General features: G+C 71.4%; 27 protein-coding genes and 3 tRNA genes. 19 read left to right on the top strand and 11 right to left on the bottom strand.

Features of this window, described 5'->3' with window-relative positions:
* Positions 1 to 112 precede the first annotated feature (112 nt).
* Positions 113 to 613 carry a GNAT family N-acetyltransferase gene (locus tag AOM05_RS01280; protein ID WP_169746705.1) on the top strand — a complete coding sequence of 167 codons (501 nt, stop codon included), beginning with the start codon at positions 113 to 115 and terminating at the stop codon, positions 611 to 613.
* A 92-nt stretch (positions 614 to 705) separates the two neighbouring features.
* Positions 706 to 1,581, top strand: a complete 876-nt coding sequence (gene htpX, locus AOM05_RS01275; RefSeq protein WP_062518799.1) for a zinc metalloprotease HtpX — start codon at positions 706 to 708, stop codon at positions 1,579 to 1,581.
* Between the two features lie 12 nt (positions 1,582 to 1,593).
* Here the strand turns inward: htpX and AOM05_RS01270 are convergent, their stop codons facing one another.
* Positions 1,594 to 2,238, bottom strand: coding sequence for a dihydrofolate reductase family protein (locus AOM05_RS01270; RefSeq protein ID WP_062518798.1), 645 nt, complete (start codon positions 2,236 to 2,238; stop codon positions 1,594 to 1,596).
* 105 nt (positions 2,239 to 2,343) lie between these two features.
* Here AOM05_RS01270 and AOM05_RS01265 point away from each other — a divergent pair, with 105 nt between their 5' ends.
* From AOM05_RS01265 to AOM05_RS01255, 3 genes are all read left to right on the top strand, one after another.
* Complete coding sequence (locus tag AOM05_RS01265) at positions 2,344 to 2,703, top strand: nuclear transport factor 2 family protein (RefSeq protein ID WP_169746704.1); 360 nt, start codon at positions 2,344 to 2,346, stop codon at positions 2,701 to 2,703.
* Between the two features lie 111 nt (positions 2,704 to 2,814).
* A complete protein-coding gene (locus tag AOM05_RS01260) occupies positions 2,815 to 3,120 on the top strand; it encodes a helix-turn-helix domain-containing protein (protein ID WP_062518796.1) in 306 nt (101 codons plus the stop codon).
* The gene (locus AOM05_RS01255) at positions 3,113 to 4,297 is read left to right on the top strand and encodes a type II toxin-antitoxin system HipA family toxin (RefSeq protein ID WP_062518795.1); all 1,185 of its coding nucleotides are present in this window, start codon (positions 3,113 to 3,115) and stop codon (positions 4,295 to 4,297) included. Before AOM05_RS01260 ends, AOM05_RS01255 begins: the two co-directional genes overlap by 8 nt.
* A gap of 135 nt (positions 4,298 to 4,432) precedes the next feature.
* Here AOM05_RS01255 and AOM05_RS01250 read toward each other — a convergent pair whose 3' ends face one another.
* Entirely contained in the window at positions 4,433 to 4,924 is a 492-nt protein-coding gene (locus AOM05_RS01250) for a YajQ family cyclic di-GMP-binding protein (RefSeq protein WP_062294102.1), read from the bottom strand.
* Positions 4,925 to 5,047: 123 nt separating this feature from the next.
* Here AOM05_RS01250 and AOM05_RS01245 point away from each other — a divergent pair.
* A tRNA-Tyr gene (locus AOM05_RS01245) sits at positions 5,048 to 5,129 on the top strand.
* 79 nt (positions 5,130 to 5,208) lie between these two features.
* Here the strand turns inward: AOM05_RS01245 and AOM05_RS01240 are convergent.
* The 5 genes from AOM05_RS01240 to AOM05_RS01225 all read right to left on the bottom strand — a co-directional run bounded on the left by AOM05_RS01240 (position 5,209) and on the right by AOM05_RS01225 (position 9,739).
* On the bottom strand, positions 5,209 to 6,087 hold the full coding sequence (locus AOM05_RS01240) for a hyaluronate lyase N-terminal domain-containing protein (protein WP_062518794.1): 879 nt from the start codon (positions 6,085 to 6,087) through the stop codon (positions 5,209 to 5,211).
* A gap of 30 nt (positions 6,088 to 6,117) precedes the next feature.
* Entirely contained in the window at positions 6,118 to 6,249 is a 132-nt protein-coding gene (locus tag AOM05_RS14670; protein WP_267127693.1) for a hypothetical protein, read from the bottom strand.
* Positions 6,246 to 6,596, bottom strand: coding sequence for a hypothetical protein (locus tag AOM05_RS01235; protein ID WP_062518793.1), 351 nt, complete (start codon positions 6,594 to 6,596; stop codon positions 6,246 to 6,248). Before AOM05_RS01235 ends, AOM05_RS14670 begins: the two co-directional genes overlap by 4 nt.
* A 99-nt stretch (positions 6,597 to 6,695) precedes the next feature.
* Complete coding sequence (locus AOM05_RS01230) at positions 6,696 to 8,153, bottom strand: sugar porter family MFS transporter (RefSeq protein WP_439644556.1); 1,458 nt, start codon at positions 8,151 to 8,153, stop codon at positions 6,696 to 6,698.
* A 170-nt stretch (positions 8,154 to 8,323) separates the two neighbouring features.
* Complete coding sequence (locus tag AOM05_RS01225) at positions 8,324 to 9,739, bottom strand: NAD(P)/FAD-dependent oxidoreductase (RefSeq protein ID WP_228373167.1); 1,416 nt, start codon at positions 9,737 to 9,739, stop codon at positions 8,324 to 8,326.
* Between the two features lie 203 nt (positions 9,740 to 9,942).
* On the opposite strand from AOM05_RS01225, the gene AOM05_RS01220 reads away from it, so the two are divergent.
* Genes AOM05_RS01220 through AOM05_RS01205 form a run of 4 tightly spaced genes read left to right on the top strand, consistent with a single transcriptional unit; the run spans position 9,943 to position 13,924 of the window.
* Positions 9,943 to 11,115 (top strand): polyamine ABC transporter substrate-binding protein, encoded by a 1,173-nt coding sequence (locus AOM05_RS01220; protein ID WP_228373166.1) that lies wholly within the window; start codon positions 9,943 to 9,945, stop codon positions 11,113 to 11,115.
* Positions 11,099 to 12,250 carry an ABC transporter ATP-binding protein gene (locus AOM05_RS01215; protein ID WP_062518791.1) on the top strand — a complete coding sequence of 384 codons (1,152 nt, stop codon included), beginning with the start codon at positions 11,099 to 11,101 and terminating at the stop codon, positions 12,248 to 12,250. Before AOM05_RS01220 ends, AOM05_RS01215 begins: the two co-directional genes overlap by 17 nt.
* Position 12,251: 1 nt before the next feature.
* Positions 12,252 to 13,106: an ABC transporter permease gene (locus AOM05_RS01210; protein ID WP_062518790.1), complete on the top strand. Its 855-nt coding sequence runs from the start codon at positions 12,252 to 12,254 to the stop codon at positions 13,104 to 13,106.
* Positions 13,106 to 13,924: an ABC transporter permease gene (locus tag AOM05_RS01205; protein ID WP_062518789.1), complete on the top strand. Its 819-nt coding sequence runs from the start codon at positions 13,106 to 13,108 to the stop codon at positions 13,922 to 13,924. Before AOM05_RS01210 ends, AOM05_RS01205 begins: the two co-directional genes overlap by 1 nt.
* 179 nt (positions 13,925 to 14,103) lie before the next feature.
* On the opposite strand, the gene AOM05_RS01200 is transcribed toward AOM05_RS01205, so the two are convergent.
* Together AOM05_RS01200 and AOM05_RS01195 are read right to left on the bottom strand one after the other, a co-directional pair.
* Positions 14,104 to 15,486 carry an aspartate aminotransferase family protein gene (locus AOM05_RS01200; RefSeq protein WP_062518788.1) on the bottom strand — a complete coding sequence of 461 codons (1,383 nt, stop codon included), beginning with the start codon at positions 15,484 to 15,486 and terminating at the stop codon, positions 14,104 to 14,106.
* Between the two features lie 58 nt (positions 15,487 to 15,544).
* Complete coding sequence (locus tag AOM05_RS01195; RefSeq protein ID WP_062518787.1) at positions 15,545 to 16,816, bottom strand: winged helix-turn-helix domain-containing protein; 1,272 nt, start codon at positions 16,814 to 16,816, stop codon at positions 15,545 to 15,547.
* A 94-nt stretch (positions 16,817 to 16,910) separates the two neighbouring features.
* Here AOM05_RS01195 and AOM05_RS01190 point away from each other — a divergent pair.
* From AOM05_RS01190 to rpmG, 3 genes are all read left to right on the top strand, one after another.
* Positions 16,911 to 16,986 (top strand) — tRNA-Thr (locus tag AOM05_RS01190).
* 45 nt (positions 16,987 to 17,031) lie between these two features.
* Positions 17,032 to 17,105, top strand: a tRNA-Met gene (locus AOM05_RS01185).
* Between the two features lie 69 nt (positions 17,106 to 17,174).
* Positions 17,175 to 17,339 (top strand): 50S ribosomal protein L33, encoded by a 165-nt coding sequence (gene rpmG, locus AOM05_RS01180; protein ID WP_042213233.1) that lies wholly within the window; start codon positions 17,175 to 17,177, stop codon positions 17,337 to 17,339.
* A gap of 94 nt (positions 17,340 to 17,433) precedes the next feature.
* Here the strand turns inward: rpmG and AOM05_RS01175 are convergent, their stop codons facing one another.
* Positions 17,434 to 18,000 (bottom strand): TetR/AcrR family transcriptional regulator, encoded by a 567-nt coding sequence (locus AOM05_RS01175; RefSeq protein WP_062518786.1) that lies wholly within the window; start codon positions 17,998 to 18,000, stop codon positions 17,434 to 17,436.
* Between the two features lie 145 nt (positions 18,001 to 18,145).
* On the opposite strand from AOM05_RS01175, the gene AOM05_RS01170 reads away from it, so the two are divergent.
* From AOM05_RS01170 to AOM05_RS01145, 6 genes are all read left to right on the top strand, one after another.
* The gene (locus tag AOM05_RS01170; RefSeq protein ID WP_062518785.1) at positions 18,146 to 19,009 is read left to right on the top strand and encodes an alpha/beta hydrolase; all 864 of its coding nucleotides are present in this window, start codon (positions 18,146 to 18,148) and stop codon (positions 19,007 to 19,009) included.
* Between the two features lie 107 nt (positions 19,010 to 19,116).
* On the top strand, positions 19,117 to 20,088 hold the full coding sequence (locus tag AOM05_RS01165; RefSeq protein ID WP_156164980.1) for an endonuclease/exonuclease/phosphatase family protein: 972 nt from the start codon (positions 19,117 to 19,119) through the stop codon (positions 20,086 to 20,088).
* Between the two features lie 41 nt (positions 20,089 to 20,129).
* Positions 20,130 to 21,161, top strand: coding sequence for an endonuclease/exonuclease/phosphatase family protein (locus AOM05_RS01160; protein ID WP_062518783.1), 1,032 nt, complete (start codon positions 20,130 to 20,132; stop codon positions 21,159 to 21,161).
* A 67-nt stretch (positions 21,162 to 21,228) separates the two neighbouring features.
* On the top strand, positions 21,229 to 21,675 hold the full coding sequence (locus AOM05_RS01155; protein ID WP_062518782.1) for an FAS1-like dehydratase domain-containing protein: 447 nt from the start codon (positions 21,229 to 21,231) through the stop codon (positions 21,673 to 21,675).
* Complete coding sequence (locus AOM05_RS01150; RefSeq protein ID WP_062518781.1) at positions 21,675 to 22,106, top strand: MaoC/PaaZ C-terminal domain-containing protein; 432 nt, start codon at positions 21,675 to 21,677, stop codon at positions 22,104 to 22,106. Before AOM05_RS01155 ends, AOM05_RS01150 begins: the two co-directional genes overlap by 1 nt.
* A 177-nt stretch (positions 22,107 to 22,283) precedes the next feature.
* Positions 22,284 to 23,753, top strand: a complete 1,470-nt coding sequence (locus AOM05_RS01145; protein ID WP_062518780.1) for an NCS2 family permease — start codon at positions 22,284 to 22,286, stop codon at positions 23,751 to 23,753.
* A gap of 210 nt (positions 23,754 to 23,963) precedes the next feature.
* Here the strand turns inward: AOM05_RS01145 and AOM05_RS01140 are convergent, their stop codons facing one another.
* Positions 23,964 to 25,028 carry a LacI family DNA-binding transcriptional regulator gene (locus AOM05_RS01140; protein ID WP_228373165.1) on the bottom strand — a complete coding sequence of 355 codons (1,065 nt, stop codon included), beginning with the start codon at positions 25,026 to 25,028 and terminating at the stop codon, positions 23,964 to 23,966.
* Positions 25,029 to 25,035: the final 7 nt, after the last annotated feature.

Genomic DNA, 25,035 nt, shown 5'->3' with positions numbered 1-25,035 from the left:
CCGGGGGATCCCGCTGACGCATTCAAGTCGTGAGGCCGGGGAGACGGGTGAGCCCGTCTCCCCGGCCTCACGCGTCTCCCCTGGCAGAGTCCGCGACGGCGGCCTTCCACGCGTGCGGGCATGGCGGCGGGACGATGCGCGGGAGGCGGCCGCGGTCGGGCGCCTGGTGGGCGACTACCTGGTCGCGACCGAAGGCGAGAAGGGCGCCCCGGTGACCCGCGCATCGTCCCTTCCCGAGCGCTACCGGCGCGAGGCCGCCGACCCGGTCGCGGCCTTCGCGGGAGCCTCCGTCCTGGTCGCCGTCGACGGCGCGGACGTCCCCGTCGGGTGCGCGATCCTCGGGCCCGCGCGGCAGCGGCGCGGCGAGCTCAAGCGCGTATGGGTGGACCCCGCCCACCGCGGACAGGGCCTCGCGGGCGCGCTCGTCGACGCGGCGATCGCGGAGGCTCGCGAGTGCGGCGATGTCGCGCTGCGGCTCACGGTGTGGGACTGGCGCGAGGGCGCTGTGGCGCTCTACCGGCGGCGCGGATTCGTCGACGCGGAGCCGTGGGACGCCCGCCCGCGGCTGCTGTGCCTCGAGCGGGCGATCGATCCGCGGACCCGCTCGCGCTGACACGGCGTGCCGGATCGGCATGGCACGATTCACCTTGGGGGAACCGCGGCGCGCCTGCGCGCGTTCTCCGACCGGGACGATTCGGAGGACACGTGGGCAGGAAGTACTTCAACGGGCTGAAGACGACTGGTCTGTTCGTGCTGCTGTGGGCGGTGATGCTCACGCTGGGCGTGTTCATCGGCAACGGCCAGTACCTGTGGCTGTTCGCGCTCCTGTCCGTGGCCGGCACCGCGTTCGGCTACTGGAACTCCGCGTCGTTAGCGATCCGCGCGATGCACGCACGCCCGGTCACCGAGGTCGAGCAGCCGGCGATGTACCGGATCGTGCGCGACCTCAGCCGCGAGGCCAACCAGCCCATGCCGCGGCTGTACGTGTCGCCCACCGCGGCGCCCAACGCGTTCGCGACGGGCCGCAACCCGCAGAACGCCGCCGTGTGCTGCACCGAGGGAATCCTGGGGCTGCTGGACGAGCGCGAGCTGCGTGGCGTCCTCGGCCACGAGCTCATGCACGTCTACAACCGCGACATCCTCATCGGCTCGGTGGCGGCCGCCTTCGCGGGCATGATCACCGCGGTCGCGCAGATGCTGTTCTTCTTCGGCGGCGGCAACAGCAACCGCGAGAACCCGCTCGGCGCGATCGGCCTGCTCGCGATGCTGATCCTCGCGCCGCTGGCCGCGTCGCTCATCCGCATGGCGATCTCCCGCACCCGCGAGTACGACGCGGACGAGGACGGCGCGACCCTCACCGGCGATCCGCTCGCTCTCGCCTCGGCGCTGCGCAAGCTCGAGCAGGGCGTGAAGGCGCGCCCGCTCAAGGACTCGCCGCAGCTGGAGAACGTCTCGCACATGATGATCGCGAACCCGTTCCGCGGCGAGGGCCTCGCGAACCTGTTCGCCACCCACCCGCCCATGGACCAGCGCATCGCGCGCCTCGAGGACATGGCGCGCACGCGGGGCTACCTGCGCTGACGCGGGCGCCGCTCAGCGCGGCGGCCGCGTGAAGGTCACGTGCGTGACGCCGCTGGGCGTGCTCACGGCCTCGACCTCGAAGCGGTCCTCGACGCCCTCGAGCCCTTCCCACAGGCTCACCCCGCGACCGAGGACCACCGGCACCACCACCACGTGGAGCAGGTCCACCAGGTCCGCGGCGAGGAACTGGCGGACCGTGGTGGGTCCGCCGCCCAGCCGCACGTCGAGGCCCGGCGCCAACGCGCGGGCCGCGGCAAGCGCATCGTGCGGCGACGCGTCGAGGAAGTGGAACGTGGTCCCGCCCATCGCGAGCGGCTCGCGCGGGTGGTGCGTGAGCACCACCACCGGGGTGCGGAACGGGGGCTCCTCGCCCCACCAGCCGCGCCACTCCGGATCGTCCTGCCACCCCGGTGGGCCGAACTTGCCGGCGCCCATGATCTCCACCCCGATGCCGTCGCGCCAGCGCGAGGCGAACGCGTCGTCCGGGGTGGGCGGCGCATCGTCCACCCCCAGGTTCGCGGCGAACGTCGCGGTCGCCTTGAACCACTCCATCAGCCTCATGCCGGCGTGCCCGAAGGGCGCGTCGAGGCTCTGACCGGCGCCCGTGGCGAAGCCGTCGAGCGAGACCGCGAGGTTGTGCACGCGCACCAGGGACATGCCTGAAGTGTGCCACCGGGCGCACCCCGGCGCGCGGGGGGATGATGGCGAGGAGGGGGCGCTCGCGCGGTCCGCCGGGGCTCCCGCCACGAGGAGGTGGTCGCGGTGCACGACGTCGAGAGGCTGGAGCGCGAGGCATGGGAGGCCGCGTCGGGCGGCGATCCGCGGGAGTTCTTCGGGCGGGTGCTCGCGCCCGGCGCGGTGATGGTGCTGCCCGAGGTGGGCGTGCTGGACCGCGAGGAGGCCGTCGAGTCGATGGCGACCACGCAGCCGTGGGACGTCCATTCGCTGGAGGACGTGCAGGTGATCGAGCCGTCCGGCGTGATGGCGGTGGTGGTCTACCGCGCCCGCGCGATCATCTGGGACACCGAGCGCGTCTCCTACATCACGAGCGCGTACACCCGCATCGACGGGGAGTGGCGGCTGCTGGTGCACCAACGCACGCCTGCCGCGCACCCGTCCTGAGACGGGGCGCGACTCCGCGGGCGCTGGGTCACGGGCATCGCTCGGTTAGCATCTACAGAAGTTGATCTAAAACACTTTTGCATCAAGCATCATTGATCTAAAGTTTTCTGCATGTCGATGACCCCGATCCCCGTCAAGCGCTCCATGCGCACGATCGGGCAGAACCTCGCGAACCAGCGCAAGCTTCTCGGCCTGACGGCCAAGATGGTGGCCGAGCGCGCGGGCACGACGCCGCCGACGATCAGCAAGCTCGAGAACGGTGACGGCACCTCCCTGGAGATCACGCTGCGGGTCATGCGCGTCCTGGGGCTCATGGATGCTGTGGTCGCTGCGACCGATCCGTTCGCCACCGAGCGCGGCCGCCTGATGGTCGACGAGAAGCTTCCCGAACGCGTGCGGGTGCGCAGCGATGACTGACGTCTACGACGTGACCACGGTCATCGGGCGCGACGAGGTGCTCGCGGGCCGCCTCTACCGCACGCGGACCGCCGGCTCGTTCGAGTACGACTCCGGCTATCTGCGCAGGCGCGACGCGTTCGCGCTCGCCCCAGCGCTGGCATTGTTCCCCGGCGCCCAGCCGCTGCTGCCGGCCAACCCTTTCAGCGACTCGGCGCCGGACACCTGGGGTCGCAAGGTGCAGAATCGCGCGGCAGGACGTCGGCTCGACGAACTGACCCTGATGCTCGGCGTCAACGATGAGGGTCGCCAGGGAGCCACGCGTTTCTGGACGGACGGGGTCGCGGTGACCGCCGGTGACGGTGTGCCCGTCGAGGCGGAGCTCGCCGACATCATCCATGTCGCCGACCAGATCGAGCGCGGTGAGACCGCCATCGACGATGTCGCGGTACGACGGCTCTTCCGTGCGACCGGATCCCTGGGCGGCGCGCGCCCTAAGGCGAACGTGCGGATCGGCGCGCACCTGTGGCTGGCGAAGTTCCCGAAGCCGGTCGGTGATGACTGGAACGTGATCGCGTGGGAAGCCGCGATGCTGGATGCGATGGCGACGGTGGGGATCGACACCCCGGCGCATACATCCAAGCGCGTCATCGTCGACGGCTCGGAGCGCACCGTCCTGTTCCTGCGTCGATTCGATCGCACGGAGGACGATGTCCGTGTGCCCTACATCTCCGCGATGACAGCGCTTGAAGCCGTCGACGGCGATGGAGGCGACTGGGTCGACCTGGTCGACTTCGCCCGACTCGCTGGAGCCGACAGCGCCGAGCTCTGGCGCCGGGCGGTGTTCGGTGCGCTGGTCGGCAACCTCGACGACCATCTCCGCAACCACGGCTTCCTCCGCCGGGGGCCGGCGTGGAAGCTCGCGCCCGCCTTCGATGTGAACCCCGAACCGCTTGACGACGGCCACGCGCATCAGCTGGCGCTTTTCGGCACCGGCGAGCTCGAGCTCGCATCCTTCACGACGAAGGACGCGCTCGGCCTTTTCGGCGTCAAGCCGGCCGGGGCGGATGCGTACATTCGACGGCTGCGGCCCGTCATGGCGACCCTGCCCGCGGCGGCGGCCGCACACGGGGCCGATGCGTTCTCGGTGAGCGTGATGAGCTCCCGCGTTGAGTCCGCTCTCGCCGCGATCTCCTGAGAGGCGCCCGCAGCGAGCCGGCACTACCTCAGGCCCCGGAAGCCCCACGATCATGGGGCTTCCGGGGTTGTCGCGAGACGGGGTTCGTGGACTCCCTGCGGACCCGCGCCAAGAACTCCTGCGCTGAGGAGCGCGTCAGCGGAAGTTGACGAACTGCAGCGCGGCGTCCACGTCCGCGCCCTTGAGCAGCGCGATGGTCGCCTGGAGGTCGTCGCGCGACTTCGAGGTGACGCGGAGCTCGTCGCCCTGGATGAGCGCGCGCACGGACTTGGGGCCCTCGTCGCGGACCAGCTTGGTGAGCTTCTTCGCGACGTCCTGCGCGATGCCCTCCTTGACCTTCGCGACCAGGCGGTACTCCTTGCCGGACTGCACCGGCTCGCCCCACTCGAGCGCCTTCATCTCGATCTGGCGCTTGGCGAGCTTGGAGATGAACACGTCGAGCACGGCCTTGACCCGCTCCGGGCTGTTCGCCTTCATGAGGATGTCCTCGCCCGAGAACTCGATCGAGGCGTCGACGCCCTTGAAGTCGTAGCGCTGCGCGATCTCCTTGTGGGCCTGGTTGAGGGCGTTGTCGACCTCCTGGCGGTCCACCTTGGACACCACGTCGAAGCTGCTGTCGCCTGCCATCTCTCCTCCTCGGAGGCGCCGCGCGGGCGGCGCTGTCGGGTCCTGTCGCGAGGCCCGGGACGCGATTCGCGTTCGGCCTTCAATCCTTGCTATCCTTCCATGCGCGCCGCACTGCGGCGCACTGGCGGGTTGCCCGAGCGGCCAAAGGGAGCTGACTGTAAATCAGCCGTCAACGACTTCGGGGGTTCGAATCCCTCACCCGCCACGTCGTGCGAAGCGCCCCTCCTCCGGGAGGGGCGCTTCCGCGTTTCCGGGCACGTTCCGGGGCGGCCCGGCCCGAGCCCTCAGACTTCGAGCTCGCGGTGGATCAGCGACGTCATGAAGGCGTAGCCCGCGGCCGTCTGGTGGATGTTGTCCGTCGACACCAGGTCCAGCGGGTCGCCTCCCGGCACCCCGGACGCCTCGTACGCCCCGGAGAGGTCGAGGCACAGGCGCGACGCGGGCGCCCTGCCCGCGACCCGACGCAGCGCGGCGCCGTACGCGGACCACGCGTACGTGGGCGAGGCGACGTCGAGCCGCTGGTACGCGTGCACCAGGACGTGCACCACGGGGGAGGGCAGTACCCCGTCGAGGTAGGCGAGCCGCGCCACCAGGTCGGACTCGTAGTTCGCGGGCGTGCGCTGCGCGTTGAAGTCGTTGGACCCGACCATGTGGAACATCACCGCGGGCTTCACGCCGGCGATCGCGTCGCACATGGCGTTGGTGAGGTAGTCGTTCGCGCGCGTGTTCACGATCCCGCAGTTGTAGGCGTGCACGCCGGCGCCCGTGCGCCGCGTGAAGTCCGCGCTGGTCGACACCTGGATCGCGCTCTCGCCGCCCGCCGTCGCGTACTGCGACCGGACCCGCGTCACGAACCGCGCGACCCATCCCGTCGCGGTCGAGTTCGCGGTGGTCGACGAGCCCGCGAACACCATCGCGACCGGCGCGGACTCCCACGTCGCGAGGCCGGCCCGCATGATGTCCGCGGCGCTGCGCCGCGCGACATAGGTCGCGGTCATCGAGTCGTCGTTGATGAACGCCGGCAGCAGCACGAACGTGGTGCTGCCGTCCCCGATCCGGTACTTCCCGGTGTCCGTCTCGTAGCCCGGCTCTCCCGCCGCGAGCACGGGGTTCGCCGCCTGCCACTGCGCCCATGTGCCGCGCCTCAGCTTGATCGTCGTCATCCGTGGATCCCCCGTGCCCAGCCCGCCCCGCTAGGGGCAACCGCCGTCGATCTCGTCACCCGGCGCATCGTCCACCGCCGCGTCCGCCGGCGCAGGGATGCCCGCGACGGCCGCGCCGCCGCCCACCACCAGCGCCGCGAGCACCAGCCGCCGCCCGATCACGGCGTGCCTCCGTCGATCACCGTGGGGGTGCCGCCGCTGCCTCCCTGGAGGCTGTCGAGCCACTCCTCGGCGGTGCCGTCGAAGCCCGCGGCGACCGCGACCTCGTAGGCCGACTGCCCCGTCGCGCCGGTGTAGCCGCGGGGACCGCGCTGGTTGATGACCTTGCGCTTGGCGGTGCCCGGGCAGGACCCCTTCGCGGTGGGCGTCACGATCTTGTTGCTGACGGTGTCCACGCAGGCGTACACCGTGGCGGTGGTGGTCCCGGCGCTCGCGGCGAGCGCGCCACCGCCGGCCAGGCCCACGGCCATCGCCGCGCCCAGCGCGACAACCCCCCAGGTTCTGCGCATGAGCGGAACATACCGCGCGTCATACCCACCCCGCTAGGGGCTTTTCTCCCGGGGACGATGCGCGGGCCGGGCGGGCGGGCGCCTCACCTGGCCGCCGGGTCAGGAGGTCGAGGCGGCGTTCTCCACGGTGTGGGCGTTCGCGTCGTCCCGCATGTCCTCGAGCTCCACGCCGCGGGTCTCCGGGACCCGGGAGGCCACGAAGAAGAAGGACAGCAGCGCCATCGCGGCGTAGAAGCCGTAGGCCAGGACCAGCGAGATGTCCGCGAGGCCGGGGAAGGTCACGGTGATGAGGAAGTTCGCGCCCCACTGCGCGGCGGCGGCGACCGCGAGGGCCGTCGCGCGCATGTGGTTGGGGAACATCTCGCCGAGCAGCACCCACACCACGGGGCCCCACGAGGCGGCGAAGAACACCACGAACGCGTTGGCGGCGATCAGCGCGGCCGTGGCCCAGCCGCCCTCGAGCGCGGTCTCGCCCGCGGCGTCGGTGGTGGCGTTCGCGAACGCGATCGCCATGGTCGCGAGCGAGACGAACATGCCCGCGGAGCCGATGAGCAGCAGCAGCCGCCTGCCGATCCGGTCGACCAGCGAGATCGCGATGATGGTCGCGACGATGTTGGTGAGCGACGTGATGGTGGACGTGGTGAACGCGTCCGACTCGTCGAACCCGACCGACTGCCACAGCGTGGTCGAGTAGTAGAAGATCACGTTGATGCCCACGAACTGCTGGAACATCGACAGCAGGATTCCGGTCCACACGATCGGGTGGAGCCCGCCCTTGGGGCCGCGGAGGTCGCGCATCGAGCGGCGCTCGTCGGAGCCGAGCGAGGTGCGGATCTGCGCGATCTTGCGCGCCGGGTCCTGCTCACCCGTGTACTCGGCCAGGATGTGCGAGGCCTCGTCGTCGCGGTGCTTGGACACCAGGTACCGCGGCGACTCGGGCAGCCGTATGGCCGCCACGCCGTAGATGATCGCGGGGATCGCGGCGGCGAGGAACATCCACCGCCAGGCCTCGAGGCCCAGCCACAGCTCCCGGTCGGCGCCGCCGGCGGCGGATGCCAGCATCTCGTCGCTCAGCAGGGCGGCGAAGATGCCGAGCACGATCGCCATCTGCTGGAGCGAGCCGAGCCGGCCGCGGAACGCCGCGGGCGCGACCTCCGCGATGTACGCGGGCGCGATCACCGAGGCCGCGCCGATCGCGAGGCCGCCCAGGACGCGCCACGTGATGAGGTCCCACACCCCGAACGCGAATCCCGAGCCGAGCGCGGAGAGGAAGAACAGGATCGCGGAGATCACCATCACCCGGATGCGGCCGTACCGGTTCGCGAGGCCGCCCGCGAACCAGGCGCCCACCGCGCAGCCCAGCAGCGCGGACGCGACCGCGAAGCCCGTGAACGTGTCGCCCAGGTCGAACTCGCCCTGGATCGAGTCGACGGCGCCGTTGATCACCGAGGAGTCGAAGCCGAAGAGGAAGCCGCCCAGGGCGGCTCCGATGCTGATGGCGACGACCCGGCCGGTGAGCCGGGGCGTGGCGGGGGTGGTGTGCTGCGAGGTCACGATCTGCTCCATTCGTGGGACGCGCACTCGCGTCCCGCCCAGTCGGGTGCCGCGCCACGGCGCTGTGACGTCGTACAGGTGAAACTATCCCGAACCAGGCGCGAGCGCGCCTGGAACGGCCCCGACCGCGCGGCGTGTCGTGACGAGGGACGATGCGCGGGCGGGGGGACCGCTCAATGGCCGCCAGTGAGGGGCGCCATGAGGCGTCCGGCGACGCTCTCGCGGCCGGTGAGGCGCTCCTCGCCGTCCGCGACCGACATCGCGCGCAGGCCGGCGTTGACCCCGACCCATCGGGCAGGCTCGGGCTCCCAGCGCGGCGAGCGGTGGCCCACCCACGGCAGGGCGGTGAGCTCGGTGGCCTCGCCGAGGATCAGGTCGCGCAGGGTGCGGCCGGCGAGGTTGGTGGTGGTGACGCCGTCGCCCACGTAGCCGCCCGCCCAGCCCATCCCGGTGGCGGGGTCGAGCCCCACCGAGGCGTGCCAGTCGCGGGCGATGCCGAGCGCGCCGCCCCAGGCGTGGGTGATCTCCGTGTCGCGCAGCACGGGCAGCAGGTCCACGAGCGTGCGGTGCAGCTGGCGGTGGACGCGGTCCGCCGCGCGCCGGTCGAGTCGCACCGAGGACCCGATCCGGTAGGGCGCGCCGCGGCCGCCGAACACGATCCTGTCGTCCGCCGTGCGCTGGCCGTAGATGATGAGGTGGCGCCCGTCCGTGAACGTCTCGCGCCGCGACAGCCCGATCCGGTCCCACGTGGCGGCCGGCAGGGGCGCGGTGGCGATGATGAGCGAGTGCACCGGCACCACGTCGCGCTCATGGCCGGGCAGCCCCGCCGTGTAGCCCTCCGTTGCACGGATCACGTGCTGCGCGGTGAGGGTGCCGCCAGGGGTCTCCACGCGGTGGGGCGCGATCCTGGTCGCCGGCGTGAGCTCGTGGACCCGCACCCCGCGCTCGCGGACCGCCCTCACCAGGCCGCGCACCAGCCGGCCCGGGTGCACGGCCGCGCAGTCGGGCGTGTAGGTGGCGCCGAGCACGCCGGTCGCGTTGAGCCGCGCCTGGGCCTGCTCCGCGTCGAGCAGCCGCAGGTCGTCCTCCCCGCGGCCCCACGCGCGGGCGTCCTCGACCTCGGCGCGGGCGCGCGCGAGCTGGGTCTCGGTGCGGGCCAGCGTGATGGTGCCGCCCTTCGCGAGCCGAGCGTCGATGCCTGCCTCCGCCGCGGCGCGGACCACCTCGTCGACCGAGGCGCGCATCGCCGCGTGCTGACGCAGCGCATCGTCCCTGCTGCTGTCCGCCGCGAGCGTCGCGAGCGAGCTCGGGAACAGCGCCGACGCCCACCCGCCGTTGCGGCCCGACGCGCCGAACCCGGCGATCTCGCGCTCGACGATCGCGACGCGCAGGTCCGGCCGCGCCTGCGCGAGGTAGTACGCCGTCCACAGCCCGGTGAAGCCCGCGCCGACGATAGCGACGTCGACCTCGCGGTCGCTCTCGAGGGTGTCCGCAGCGATCAGATCGTCGCCCGCCGTGTCCAGCCATAGCGACACGGAGCGGTAGGCGCGAGCGCGGGACGCGGGGTCGCCAGGGGCGGGGGTCATCATGAAGCAAGTGTGGGGAGCACCCTCCTCGAAACATCGTTGCAACATCGATGCTCGGACAAGTCGTTTCGTGCGCGTAAATTCTTCGGCCAATCCGGCCGATAACGGCCGTCCACCTGCCGTTCACCTCTTGTTGAGCCCCAGGGGGCATGCCACTATCACGGTCATCGGGGCGCCGGACGGCGGCCCGGACCGAGGAGGCGAATGTGGCGGACCCGTCTGTGCCCCGCGGTGGCGTGAGCCGCCGCAACATGCTCCTGGGCGGTGCGGTGGGCGCGGCGAGCCTCGCGACGCTGCCGCTCTTCTCGACGCCCAGCCGTGAGCAGGACCCCCTGAACTGCGTCGCGACCGACGTGTCGGACTCCGACCGCCGGCTGATCATCTCGAACTGGCCCGAGTACATCGACGAGGACACCAAGAAGTACAAGTCCACGATGACCCGGTTCCAGGACGAGTACGACGTCAAGGTCCGCTACGTGCCCGACGTCAACGACAACATCGAGTTCTTCTCGAAGGTGGTCAACCAGCTCGGCGCGTGCGAGCCCACGGGGCGCGACATGTTCGTGCTCACCGACTGGATGGCCGCGCGCATGATCCAGATGGGCTGGATCCAGAAGCTCGACAAGGCCAACGTGCCGAACCTCGACAAGAACCTCATCTCCTCGCTCCAGGGTGTCGGATGGGACCCCAAGCGCGAGTACTCGGCGCCGTGGCAGACCGGCTTCTCCGGCATCGCGTACAACAAGTCGCTCGTGGGCGAGGTGCGCACCATGGACGAGCTCCTCACGCGGCCTGACCTCAAGGGCCGCGTCACCATGCTCACCGAGATGCGCGACACCATGGGCCTGCTGCTCCTCAGCGAGGGCGCCGATCCCGCGAACTTCAACGACGACGAGTGGAACCGCGCGCTCGACAAGCTGAGCAGGGCGCGCGCCGACGGCCAGATCCGCGCCTTCACCGGCAACGAGTACATCAACGACCTCGCGAACGGCAACATCGCCGCGTGCGTGGCCTGGTCGGGCGACGTCGCCGCGGCAGGCGACGAGAACCTGGTGTTCCTGCCGCCGGACGAGGGGATGATGGTCTGGTCGGACAACATGATCGTCCCCAACCTCGCCCAGCATCAGCGCAACGCCGAGCGCTGGATCGACTGGTACTACGAGCCCAAGATGGCCGCGCTCCTCGCCGCCTACGTCTGGTACGTGTGCCCGGTCGAGGGAGCGCGCGAGGAGATGGAGAAGATCGACCCGTCGCTGGTCGACAACCCCCTCATCTTCCCCACCGAGGAGTTTCTGGCGTCGACCCACGGGTTCATGGCGCTTGAGGAGTATCAGATCCGCGAATACGAAGGAGCCTTCTCTGATGTCACAGGTGTCTAGCGGGACCGGGCGCGATCTGCGCCTCGTCGGGCTCCACAAGACGTACCCGAACGGCTTCACCGCGGTGCACGATCTCGACCTGGTGGTCCCGCAGGGGTCGTTCTTCGCACTCCTCGGCCCGTCGGGTTGCGGCAAGACCACCACGCTGCGCATGGTCGCCGGCCTCGAGACGCCCACCGCGGGCACCATCTCGATCGGCGAGTCGGAGATCACCGCGACCAAGCCGTACAACCGCCCCGTCAACACGGTGTTCCAGAACTACGCGCTGTTCCCGCACCTGTCGATCGCGGAGAACGTCGAGTTCGGCCTCAAGCGCCGCAAGGTCTACGACTCGGGCAAGCAGGTCAAGGAGATCCTCGCGCTGACGGAGCTCGAGGAGCAGGCGAACAAGCGTCCCGGCCAGCTGTCCGGCGGTCAGCAGCAGCGCGTCGCGCTCGCCCGCGCGATCGTCAACCGCCCCGAGGTGCTCCTGCTCGACGAGCCGCTCGGCGCGCTCGACCTCAAGCTGCGCCGCGCGATGCAGGTGGAGCTCAAGCGCATCCAGGAGGAGGTGGGCATCACCTTCGTCCACGTCACCCACGACCAGGAGGAGGCCATGTCGATGGCCGACACCGTCGCGGTGATGAACCAGGGCGTGATCGAGCAGCTCGGGTCGCCGTACGACCTCTACACCAACCCCCACACCACGTTCGTCGCGAACTTCCTGGGCCGCTCCAACCTCATCAAGGGGACCGTCGTGGGCCGCGAGGGCACGGGAGACGATGCGGTGGTCAAGGTCGACATGCACGGCACCATCGCCTCGATCAAGGCGAGCAAGGTCCACACCGACTCGAAGGACGGCTGGCTGGGCATCCGCCCCGAGAAGGTGCTGATCCAGCCGGAGGGCACCGCGATCGACGCCCCCGGCAGCTCGATCCCCGGCTGCGTGGTGACGGACGCCAGCTACCTGGGCGTCTCGACGGACTACACGGTGCGCATGCCGTGGGGCCAGGAGATCATCTGCTTCGAGCAGAACACCGGCCGGCGCGGCGGGCTCATCCCCGTCGGCACCAAGGTCGACGTGTCCTGGCGCCCGGAGTTCGCGTTCCTGCTCGACGCGTCGCAGGACGCCGGCGCCGGACGCCAGGAGGACTAGCGTGATCGCCACCGCACGTAAGCGCACCGGCTATCTGCTGATCCTGCCGGCTGCCGTCTGGCTGGCCATCTTCTTCGTCGTCCCGTTCTACTCGCTGCTCGCGACGTCGCTGTTCGACCCCGAGGGCTCGGTGCTCACGGGCTACGACGTGACGTGGCACTTCGCGAACTACTGGGACGCGCTGTCGGAGTACGGCACGGTCATGCTGAGGTCGCTCTGGTACGCGGCCATCGCCACCTTCTTCTGCCTCATCCTCGGCTACCTGCTGTCCTACGCGATCGCGTTCAAGGCGGGCCGCTGGAAGACCGTGATGCTGGTGCTGGTCATCGCGCCGTTCTTCACCAGCTTCCTCATCCGCACGCTCGCGTGGAAGATGATCCTCGCGGACGACGGCTTCGTGGTGAACGCCCTCCAGGCCGTCCACTTCCTGGGCGACGACGGACGCCTGCTCGCGACCCCGGTCGCGGTGGTCGCGGGCCTCACGTACAACTTCCTGCCGTTCATGATCCTGCCGCTCTACACGAGCCTGGAGAAGATGGACCCGAAGCTGAACGAGGCCGCGGCGGACCTGTACGCGAACCCCTTCACGCGGTTCTGGAAGGTCACGTGGCCGCTGTCGCTGCCGGGCGTGGTCGGCGGCACGCTGCTGACGTTCATCCCGGCCGCGGGCGACTACATCAACGCGGAGCTGCTCGGCAGCCCGAACGAGCGCATGGTCGGCAACGTGATCCAGAGCCTCTTCACCACCCAGGGCAACTACGCCCTCGCGGGTGCGCTGTCGGTGTCGCTCATGGTGATCATCGTCACGATGGTGCTGGTCTACGTCCGCCGGGCGGGAACGGAGGAGCTGCTGTGATGACGCGCATCGGCCGCTGGATCGGGAGCCACCTGGTCCTCACGGGCGGGCTCCTGGTCCTGCTCTACATGTACATCCCGAACATCATCGTCGCGATCATGTCCTTCAACGACTCGAGCGGCGCGCGCAACCTCTACGCGTTCCAGAAGTTCACGTGGGACAACTGGCTCAACCCGTGCAAGCCGGACAACCTGTGCTCCTCGGTGGTGACCAGCATCGAGATCGGCCTGCTCGCGACGCTCGGCGCGACGGTGATCGGCACGTTCGCGGCGTTCGGCCTGGTGCGTCACCGCTTCCGCGGGCGCACCGCGATGAACCTGGTGCTGTTCCTCCCGATGGCGACGCCCGAGATCGTCATGGGCTCCTCGCTCCTCGCGCTGTTCGTGGCGGCGGGCCTGGGCGGTCAGCTGGGCTTCTGGACCATCCTGCTCGCGCACATCATGTTCTGCATCTCGTTCGTGGTGGTGACCGTGAAGTCGCGCCTGGCGGGTCTCGACGGCAACCTCGAGCAGGCGGCCGCCGACCTCTACGCGAACGAGTGGCAGACCTTCTGGAAGGTCACCTTCCCGCTGGTCTTCCCCGGCATCCTCGCCGCGGCGCTGCTGGCGTTCAGCCTGTCGTTCGACGACTTCATCATCACCAACCTCAACTCCGGCCAGACCGTGACGTTCCCCATGTACGTGTGGGGCGCCTCGCAGCGCGGAGTGCCGATGCAGGTCAACGTGATCGGCACGCTGATGTTCATCGTGGCGCTCGCAGCGGTGATCATCGGCGAGCTGGGCGCGCGTCGCCGTCGCAAGGCGATCGCCTCGCGCTGACCCGCTGCTCGGACGCGAGACGGGCCCCGATCCGCAAGGATCGGGGCCCGTTCTGCGTGTCATCCGCGGGACTCCCCATGACACTTGTGACGGAAGCGCACCCGTGGGGCTGATGCGACAGCCACATCCTTCACGCGAGGATCATCGCGTCACAAGCGTCATCGGGAGTCTCCGCCGTGTCAGAGCAGCGCGTACGCCCGCCCGATCACGTCGCGCAGGATGCGCTCCATCTCGTCGAACTCGGTCTGACCGATGACCAGCGGGGGAGAGAGCTGGATGACCGGGTCGCCGCGGTCGTCGGCGCGGCAGTACAGGCCGGCCGCGTAGAGCTCCTTCGACAGGAAGCCGTGCAGCACGCGCTCGCACTCCTCGGCGGTGAGCGACTCCTTGGTCGACTTGTCCTTGACCAGCTCGATGCCGTAGAAGAACCCGTCACCGCGCACGTCGCCCACCATCGGCAGGTCGAGCAGCCGCTCGAGCGTGGCTCGGAACGCGCCCGAGTTGTCACGCACGTGCGCGAGCACACCCTCGGACTCGAACAGCTCGAGGTTCTTGAGCGCGACCGCCGCGGCGACCGGGTGGCCGCCGAACGTGTAGCCGTGCGCGAACATCTCGCCCTTCTCGAGGAACGGCGCCATGAGGCGGTCGGACGCGATCATCGCGCCCATGGGCGCGTAGCCCGAGGTGAGGCCCTTGGCGGACGTGATGATGTCCGGCTCGTAGCCGAACCGCGTCGCGCCGAACATCTCGCCCAGGCGCCCGTACGCGCAGATTACCTCGTCCGAGACCAGCAGCACGTCGTAGCGGTCGCAGATCTCGCGCACGCGCTGGAAGTAGCCCGGCGGCGGCGGGAAGCAGCCGCCCGCGTTCTGCACGGGCTCGAGGAACACCGCGGCCACGGAGTCCGCGCCCTCGTTGAGGATCGCGACCTCGATCTGGTCCGCCGCCCAGTGGCCGAACGCCTCCGGGTCGGAGCCGTCGTGCAGGCCGTGGGTGATCTCCTCCGCGCGGTACGTGTTGGTGTTCGGCACGCGGAACGTGGACGGCACCAGCGGCTCGAACTGCTGCTTGAGCCCGGGCAGTCCCGTGATCGACAGGGCGCCGTGCGGGGTGCCGTGGTACGCCACGTTGCGGCTGATGACCTTGTGCTTCATGGGCTTGCCCACGAGCTTGAAGTAGTTCTTCGCGAGCTTCCAGGCGGTCTCGACGGACTCGCCGCCGCCGCTGGTGAAGAACACGCGGTTGAGCTCGCCGGGGGCGTAGGACGCGAGGCGCTCGGCGAGCTCGATCGCGGCGGGGTGCGCATAGGACCACAGCGGGTGGAACGCGAGCTCGCGCGCCTGCGCCGCGCCCGCCTCGGCCAGCTCGGTGCGGCCGTGCCCCAGCTGATTCACGAACAGCCCGGCGAGGCCGTCGAGGTAGCGCCGTCCCTGGGCGTCGTAGAGGTAGGCGCCCTCGCCCCGCACGATGATCGGGACGTCGGCGTGCTCATATCGCGAGTGCTCGGTGAAGTGCATCCACAGGTGGCGCTTGGCCGCCTGCTGCAGCTGTGAATGATCCATCCGCCCATGGTTCCGGCCCGGACGCGCCCGGCGCAAGCGACGAACCGTCCGGCGCCTCCTACGCGGCGGACACCGCGGCGGACAGCGGCCCGGCCAGGTCGCCCCGCGACGCCACCTCGATCGCGTCCAGCCCCAGCCAACCCGCCATCACGCCCAGCTCCGCCGCCAGCGCCTGGGCGACCGTGGCATCGTCCCTCCGTCGCGCCCCGGGCGCCCGCCCGGGCTCCCGCCACGCCGCCTCGACCGCGAGGACGCCCTCCTTGCGGCGCGCCTTGAGGTCCACGCGCGCCTCGAAGCGGTCGCCCAGCAGGAACAGCAGGCAGTAGTAGCCGAACTCGCGCTTCGCGGCCGGCGTGTAGATCTCGATGCGGTAGTCCACCCCGAACAGCCTCTGGAGCCGCGGCCGGTACCAGCACACCGGGTCGAAGGGGCTGAGGAGGGACGATGCGGTGGCCCGGCCGGGGTCCGAGGCGGCGGCGGACAGCAGGGCCGGTTCCTTCCAGCCCTCGACCTCCACCCATGAGGCGAGACCGCGCTCCACTGCGGACTTCGCCCAGGCGCCGGCGCCGGCCGCGGCGCCCTTGCGGTGAGAGTCGTCCCGGGGCGAACGCGGGAGCCGGAAGTGGTCCGCCAGGTCCGCGGGCGTGCCCAGGCCGGTCGCGAGCAGCGCGCGGTCGAACAGCGCCTGGTGGGCCGCGGGTGCCGGCAGGCCCCACGTGCGCGCCGAGGCCGGCGGCAGCCCCCACGCCCGCTCTGGGGCGTCGTAGGTGCGCCGGAAGTGAGGTCCGCGCGAGGCGGCGACCTCGCCGGTGATGAACAGGTACTCGAGCGCGTCCTTGACGTGCGAGGTGTCCCACCACGTGCCGCGGGCGCCCTCGCGTGGCGACAGGTGCTCGAGCTCCGTGGCGGTGACGGGGCCGTTCGCGGCGACGGCCGCGCGGACCTCCTCGAGCAGCCATGGCCGCTCCCGCTCGAGCCGCTCGCGGTGGTAGCCCTGCCACGACGCGCGCTCCGTCATGCGGTGGTGCAGCGCCGGAAGCAGGTCGCGCGGCATCACGGAGGCCTCATGCCCCCAGTGCTCGAACGCGTGCTCGCCCGACCACAGCCAGCGGTCGAACCGGTCGCGGTCGTACGGCCCGAAGCGGGAGTACACCGGGACGTGGTGGGCGCGCGCGAGCACGTTGACCGAGTCGAGCTGCAGGATGCCCTGGCGCTCGAGGTACTCGCGGAACCGTGCGGGACCGGGGCGGCCGGCGGGGCGGCGGCGCGCGAGGGAATGCGCGGCCAGGTGGATGCGGCGGGCCTCGGCGGCGCTCAGCGACGGCGTCATGCGCGCCACTCTAGGGGCGCCCTCCGACACTCTGCCGGGCGGTTCGGGGCCGATTTTTGTTTTGGGCCCGAGTCCGTGTAACCTATTCCGGCCAGCCCCGATAGCTCAGTCGGCAGAGCGTTTCCATGGTAAGGAAAAGGTCCAGGGTTCGATTCCCTGTCGGGGCTCCAAGTCCGTCGTCACGTACGATGGATCGCCGCCTCCGGGCGGCACGCGGCGGGGTAGCTCAGCTGGTTAGAGCGCACGACTCATAATCGTGAGGTCGCGGGTTCGAGCCCCGCCCTCGCTACGGATTCAGGCAGAACGCCTGCATCATGCGCCTTCGCAAGGCGCGTCCCTACAAGGCTGGGAGAGAACCATGGCCAAGAACGACGTTCGTCCGAAGATCACGCTCGCGTGCACCGAGTGCAAGGACCGCAACTACATCACGCGGAAGAACCGCCGCAACAACCCTGACCGTGTGGAGCTCTCCAAGTTCTGCCGGAAGTGCGGCAAGCACACCGCGCACCGCGAGACGCGCTGAGCATCAGCTTCGACCGAAGGCCCGTCGCCCCTCCCGGGGGCGGCGGGCCTTCCTCGTTCCCGCGCGCGACGTTCCATGTGGGGCGCCGCGCGGGTCAGGCGAGGTCGACCCCGGCGACGGCCGAGGCCGAGTCGAGGAACGCCTCGCGCATCGACTCGGCGCCGTCCAGGTAGCCGCCCACGAGCGCCGCGTCGCGCAGCATGACCAGAGAGGCGGCCACCCGCTCGGGATCGGACGCTCCCGCGCCCGCCGCGGCCTGCGTGAGGACGCCGCGGAACCACGCGCGGTGCGTCGCGATGAGGCGGCGCACGGCGCTCGCCTCGTCGGGGTACTCCGCCGCCGCGTTGATGAAGGGGCAGCCGCGGGTGTGACGCCGGGCCACGTCCTCGGCGATGCCCTGCACCGCGGCCCGCAGGGGATCGGGGCTGCCGCCGGCCGCCGCCACCTGCGCGCGGATGGTGCGGTCCTCGCGCTCGAGGTAGGCGACCACCAGTTCCTCCTTGCCCGCGAAGTGGCGGTACATGGTCGCGCGCGACATGCCCGCCTCGGACAGGATGCGGTCGACGCCCACGGAGTGGATGCCCTCGCGGTAGAAGAGGTCGGAGGCGGTCGCCGCGAGGCGCTCGCGGGCGTCCTGGGCGGGGGCTGTGGGGGTGGTCATCTCGGTCACCCTAACGGAACGCTCGTTCCCCTTGGATCATGCCCGGAAGAAATTTCTGTGGAGTCGGGAATGAAACCGGCGAGAACGATCGTTCTCTCTGGCGTCCGGGTCGAGCGATCCGGCGAGACCCGACAAGGAGACCATCATGACCACCACGCTCACCGCCCAGGAAGTCCGCGAGATCGACGCCGCCAACGCCTCCGGCCGCCCCACCGCCCTCCTCATCCACGGGCTCTGGCTGCTCGCGAGCAGCTGGGACGCCTGGCAGGAGAAGCTCGAGGGAGCCGGCTACGCCGTGGTGGTCGCCCGCTGGCCCGAGGAGCCCGCGGACGTCGAGGACGCGCGCAACCGACCCGAGGCCTTCGCCGGCGTCGGCGTGCAGGAGGTCACCGACCACGTGGCGCAGATCGCCCGCGAGCTCGACCGGCGCCCTCTCGTGATCGGCCACTCGTTCGGCGGCCTGCTCGCCCAGCGGGTCGCGGACCTGGGCCTCGCCGCCGCGACCGTCGCGATCGACCCGGCCCCGTTCAAGGGCGTGCTGCCGCTCCCGGCCTCCACCCTGAAGGCCTCGTTCCCGGTGCTCGGCAACCCGGCCAACCGCACGCGCACCGTGACCCTCACCTTCGACCAGTTCCGCTATGGCTTCGCCAACGCGGTGAGCGAGGACGAGGCCCGCGCGCTCTACACCGAGCACCACGTCGCCGCCCCCGGTCGCCCGCTGTTCCAGGCCGCCACGGCGAACCTCACCGCGGGCGCGGCCACCCGGCTCGACCCCCGCAACCCCGCGCGCGGACCGCTGCTGGTGATCTCCGGCGAGAAGGACACCATCGTGCCCCGCGCCATCGCGCACGCCGCGTACCGCCTCCAGTCGCGCAACGGGTCCGCCACGGAGTTCGTGGAGATCCCCGGTCGCGGCCACTCGCTGGTGATCGACAGCGGCTGGGACCAGGTGGCCGACGTCGCGCTCGCGTTCGCCGCGCAGCACCTCGACGCACGCGTCGCGCGCTGACCGCGACGCGAGACCACGGGCGTCGCCCCCGATCCGCGGGGGCGACGCCCGTCGCGTCCCGGCGGGCCTGCGTCCCGCCTCGCCTGCCGTGTGGGAGGCTCGCGCCCGTGGACGATGCGGGGGCGGGCCGGGCGCGCCGGTTGACCTGGCGCGGGGTCGCCCTGGTGGGCGGCTGGCTCGCGCTCGCGGCGCTGGCCGTGCCGGTGGCGGTGCGGCTCACGGGCTGGGAGCGGGGGCCGCTCGCCTACGTGGTCCCGCTGGTGCCGTGGGTGGTGCTGGCGGCGCTCGTGCCCCTCGCCCTCGCGCTCTTGACGCGCGTGTGGGCGCTCGCCGGGGCCGCCGTCGCCATCGCCGTGCTCTGCGCGGCGTGGACCGCGCCGCTGTTCACGTCCGCGGCGGCGTCGGGCGACGCGACCCTCACCGTCGCGACCGCGAACCTTCTCACGGGCCAGGGCGACGCCGAGGTGGTGGTCGCCATGGTGCGCGACCACGACGTGGACGTGCTGTCCCTCCAGGAGCTCACGCCCGGGGCCGCCGACGCGCTGATCGCGGCGGGCCTCGAGGACCTGCTGCCGCACGCCGCGGCGCTCCCGGACGCGATCTGGTCCGGGACCGGGCTGTGGTCGCGCTACCCCATCACGGGCTGGGAGGGCCTCGACGACTACACGTTCCGCCAGGTTCTCGCGCAGGTGGAGCTGCCCTCCGGATCCACCACGGTCCTCGCGATCCATCCGGCGGCGCCGCAGCTGCTGGTCCACCGTGCGTGGTCCGAGGAGACGCGCCGGCTCACCGACGTGCTCGACGCGGTCGAGGGCCCCGTGATCGCCGCGGGCGACCTCAACCTGGTGCGCGATCACCGCGCGTTCCGCGAGCTCGAGTCGCGCGGCTACGTCGACGCCGCCGACGAGGCGGGCGCGGGCCTGGTGTCCACGTTCCCTCAGGACCGCACCCCGCCCACGCTGGTCGCGCTCGACCACGTGGTCACGCGCGACCTGCCGCTCGCCGCGGTGGATGTCGACACGGTGGTGGTGCCCGGATCCGACCACCGCGCGCTCGTGGTGAGGTACGCCTCGCGCTGACGCGCCTGTCCGATTCGTCCGGTCCATGGCAGACTCCCGTCATGGGGGAGCAGGGGGTCGACACGCGCGAGGGTTCCGGCCCGTCCGCGCTGTCCTCCCTGGGTCGCGGGCTCACCGCGATCGCCCGGGTGCTCGCGTTCCTCGCGCTGCTCGCGGTCTTGGTGCCCGTGACCGCGCGGCTCACCGGGATCGAGGCCGGGCCGCTGGCGGTGCTGGTCTCGCTGATGCCGTGGGTCACCCTGGCCGTCGCGGTGCCGCTCACGCTCGCGCTGCTCGCGCGCGCCTGGGTGCTGCTCGGCGTCAGCGTGGCGGTCGCGGCGCTGTGCCTGTGGTGGATCGCCCCGGTCTACGTCGCCACGTCCGCGGACGGCGACGTCGCGCTGCGGGTCGCGACGTTCAGCCTCGCGAACGGCCAGGCCGACGCGGAGGCGGTGGTCGAGCTCGCGCGCGAGAGCGACCTCGACGTGCTCGTCCTCACCGAGCTCACGCCGCATGCCCTCGAGCGGCTCGAGGAGGCGGGGCTGGCCGAGGTGATGCCGTACAGCGCGGCGTACCCCGGCGACTGGAAGTTCGGCACGGGGCTGTGGTCCACCCGCCCGATCACCGAGGCGGAGTCGCTGCCCGGCTTCACCGCGCAGGCCATCCGCGCCCAGGTGGGCACCGGCGACGCGCGCCTCACCGTGGTGGCGGCGCACCCCGAGTCGCCCGGCGTGATCGACCACGCCGACTGGGACGCCGACCTCGCCGCGCTGGTCGACGTGCTCGCCGCCCAGGAGGGCCCCGTGGTGGTGGCGGGGGACCTCAACACCACCCGCGACCACGCCGGGTTCCGCGGGATCGAGGCGCTCGGCTACGCCGACGCCTCGGACCAGGCGGGGATGGGCGTGAATGCGACCTACCCGAACGGTCCCATGGGCCTCCATCACGGCCCACCGATGTGGCTCAGCCAGCCGCTGGTCGCGATCGACCACGTGCTCGCGCGGGACACCGGGATGGTGGCCGCCGAGGTCGTCACCGTGGCGATGCCGTGGTCCGACCACCGCGCCCTGGTCGCGACGTACCGGTGGCCGTGACGCCCACCCGGCCCGCGCATCGTCCCCACGCGCGCGGCGGCGCGCCCTTCCTGGATAGGGTGGCACTGTGCCAGTGAACATCGACGCCGTGGGTCGCGCGTACGGCCCCCACGAGCCCTACGAGGTCACGCGGATCAAGATCCGCGAGTTCGCCGACGCGGTGGACGCCCGCTCCTTCGCGCACCGCAGCGAGGAGGCGGCCCGCGCCGAGGGCTACCCCGACGTGGTCGCGCCCACCACCTTCGCCGTGGTGATCGCCCAGCAGGCCGAGTTCCACGTGGTGGTCGACCCCGAGGTGGGCGTCGACTTCTCGCGCGTCGTCCACGCCGACGAGCGCTTCACTCACCACCGGCCGATCATCGCGGGGGACCTCATCTCCGCGACCGTGCACATCGACGACATCAAGCAGCGCGGCGGCATCTCGATGGTCACCACCCGGACCGAGCTGTCGGACGAGGACGGCTCGCCCGTCTCCACCGTGACCAGCACCCTCGCGGTGCGCGAGGAGGCCTGATGAGCACCGAGAACGGCCCGTCCTTCGACGGTCTCGAGCTGGGGGAGGTGGTCGCCGAGCGTCAGGTCGAGCTGTCGCGCGACAGCCTGGTGCGCTACGCGGGCGCCTCCGGCGACTTCAACCCGATCCACTACAACGAGGTGGTCGCGGAGTCCGTGGGCCTGCCCGGCGTCATCGCGCATGGCATGCTCACCATGGGCACCGCGGCGTCCGTGGTGGAGGAGTGGGCCGGGCCCGGCAACGTGGTCGACCTCCAGACCCGCTTCACCCGTCCCATCCCGGTGCCCGCGATCGGCGAGGCCACCGTGAGCTTCACCGCGAAGGTGGGCGCGCTCGACGCGGAGGCCCGCACGGCGCGCATCGACATCACGGTCGAGAACGACGGCCAGAAGGTGCTGGGGAAGGCGCAGGCGGTCGTCTCCTGCGCGTGAGTTGCGTCACCGGGTGACGCGAGTGTCATCGGTCCCGCCCGCGACCCGGTAGGGTGACCGCGCGAGATCCGGTCGCGCGTCCATGGCGCATGCGGCTTTAGCGTCGCTCCCCCGGGATCGCACCATCCCCGGGAGAGCGTCGATGACGCGCGCTCTCCCCTGCGTGAGAGAGGACGCATGAGCGCAACCACCGAGGAGCGGACCGGTATCACCGGCCGTCTCGACTCGTACTTCGAGATCACCAAGCGTGGCTCGAGCTTCGGCCAGGAGATCCGCGGCGGTCTCACCACGTTCTTCACGATGGCCTACATCGTGGTGCTGAACCCGATCATCCTGACGAGCGTCCCGGACAGCACCGGCATGTTCATCGGCGGCACCACCGACCCCGACGTCGCCCGCGCGCTCGTGGCCGCGGCGACCGCCCTGGTCGCGGGCCTGCTCACCATCCTCATGGGCGTGTGGGCGCGGTTCCCGCTCGCGCTTGCGGCCGGCCTGGGCCTCAACGCGTTCGTCGCGTTCGGCATCGCGACCCGCGAGGGCATGACCTGGCCCGCCGCCATGGGCTTCGTGGTGATCGAGGGCCTGGTCATCACCCTGCTGGTGCTGTCGGGCTTCCGCCGCGCGGTGTTCGCGGCCGTGCCGGCGTTCCTCAAGCAGGCGATCGCCGTGGGCATCGGCCTGTTCCTCGCGTTCATCGGCCTGTTCGACGCGGGCATGGTCCGCATCCCGGCGTCGGGCGCGACCCCCACCGAGTTCGGCATCGGCGGCTACATCGGCTCGTGGCCGATGGTGGTGTTCGTGGTGGGCCTGTTCACCGCGGTCATCCTCATGGTGAAGAAGGTACGCGGCGCGCTGCTCATCTCGATCGTGGTCGCCACCGTGGTGGCGTTCCTCATCCAGTCCTTCGCGAACCTCGGCTCGGACGTCGCCGTCGCGAACGACTGGGCGCTGGTGGTGCCCGCGGTTCCCGACGCCATCGCCTCGGTGCCCGACTTCTCGCTCGTGGGCCAGGTCGACCTGTTCGGCGGCTTCACGTCGCTGCCCGTGCTGACCGCCCTGCTGCTGGTGTTCTCGCTGCTCATCGCCGACTTCTTCGACACCATGGGCACCATGACCGCCGTGGGTGCCGAGGCCGGCCTCAACGACGAGCAGGGCAACCCCCCGCGCTCGCAGCAGATCCTGCTGGTCGACTCGATCGGCGCCGCCGCGGGCGGCTTCGGCTCGGTCTCCTCGAACACGTCCTACATCGAGTCCGCCGCCGGCGTGGGCGACGGCGCGCGTACCGGTCTCGCGTCCGTGGTGACCGGAATCGCGTTCCTGCTGTCGACGTTCCTCACGCCGCTGTACGCGATGGTGCCGTTCGAGGCCGCGACCCCCGTGCTCGTGGTGGTCGGCTTCCTCATGGTGTCGCAGGTCGCGGGCATCGACTGGAAGGACTTCCGGATCGCGATCCCCGCGTTCCTCACGTTCATCCTGATGCCGTTCGGCTACTCGATCTCCGTGGGCATCGGCGCCGGCTTCATCTCCTACGTGGTGCTGCAGGTCGCGACCGGCGGCGCCAAGAAGGTGCACCCGCTCATGTGGGGCACCGCGGCGGCGTTCGTCCTGTACTTCGCGATGGGGCCGCTGCTCACCGCGCTCGGCTGACCCGCGCATCGTCCACCGCGGCCCCGGTCCTCCACGCGAGGCCCGGGGCCGCGGTGCGTCCGGGCGCGACGCGAGTGCGCGTCCTGCATGCAGGTCCGCCGGTTCAACAACCCTGCATGCGAGGCGCGGCGTCCCGTATGCAGGATCGAATGGGTCGCGTGCCTGCTTGCAGGACGGGCAGCCCCGGGCGCGAGGCGGGGGCGCGCGGCCTCAGCGCGGCGCGGGCGCCGTGGTGGACCCGATGCGCAGCTCGAGCGGCATCACCACCGGCGCGGGCGACTCGCCGCGCAGCAGCGCCGCCACCTCGGCGGCGAGCGCGTGGCCCTTGGCCTCCGCGTCCTGGACCTGGGTGGTGAGCTCGTGCGGGGCGATCCACGGCAGCTCGATGCCGTCGAAGCCGGTCACCGACAGCTGCTGGGGTACCGGGATCTCGAGCTCGCGTGCCGCGATGATCGCGCCACCGGCGAGCAGGTCGGACTGGCACACGAGCGCGGTGGGCCGCGGCTCCGACGCGAGCGCGAGGTGCGCCGCCGCAATGCCCTCCGCGACGATCGACGCGCGCGCCTCCACCACCACGCACGGCTCGACGCCCGCCTCCGCGAACGCCTCGAGCCGGCGGTGGACGGGGGTCCAGGCCGTCTTCGCGAGCGCCTCGTCGAGCGGGACCACGCGCGTCTCGCCGTCGAGCCCCGCGGGCAGCGTGATGGTGCCGATCCGCGTGTGACCCAACGACACCAGGTGGCGGATCAGCTCAGCGGTCGCGCCGCGGTCGTCGATCTCGAGCACGCCCGCGCCGGCGGGGGCCTCGCCCTCCATCACCACCATGGGCAGGCCGCGGCGGCGCAGGATGTCGATCGCCGGCTCGCCGTCGTGATCGCGCACGCGCAGCAGCACGGCGGCGTCCATGGCGGCGGTCTCCAGCAGCGACCGCTCCCCGGGCTCGCCCGTGGGGGTGGGGATGAGCAGCACGCCCAGGCCCATCTGGCCGAGGTCGCCCACCAGCCCGTCCATGATGCGCAGCATCAGCGGGTCGCGGAAGGACAGCTGGAGGCGCTCGTGGATGACCACGCCCACCACGCCGGTGCGGCCCGAGCGCAGCGCCCGCGCGTGCGGCGCGGGACCCGCGTAGCCGAGCTCCTCGGCGGCCTTCTCGACCTTCGCGCGGGTCTCGGCGGACAGCGGTCCGGCGCCCGAGTAGGTGAGGGATACAGTGGACAGCGACACGCCCGCCTTCGCGGCGACGTCGGCCATCGTCGGTCGGCGTGTGCGCGTCACGCGGCTC

The sequence above is a fragment of the Demequina silvatica genome, from assembly GCF_000971215.1.
GTDB lineage: Bacteria > Actinomycetota > Actinomycetes > Actinomycetales > Demequinaceae > Demequina > Demequina silvatica.
The sequence above is the reverse complement of the archived record's forward strand: the minus strand, read 5'-3'. Positions and strand labels throughout refer to the sequence as shown.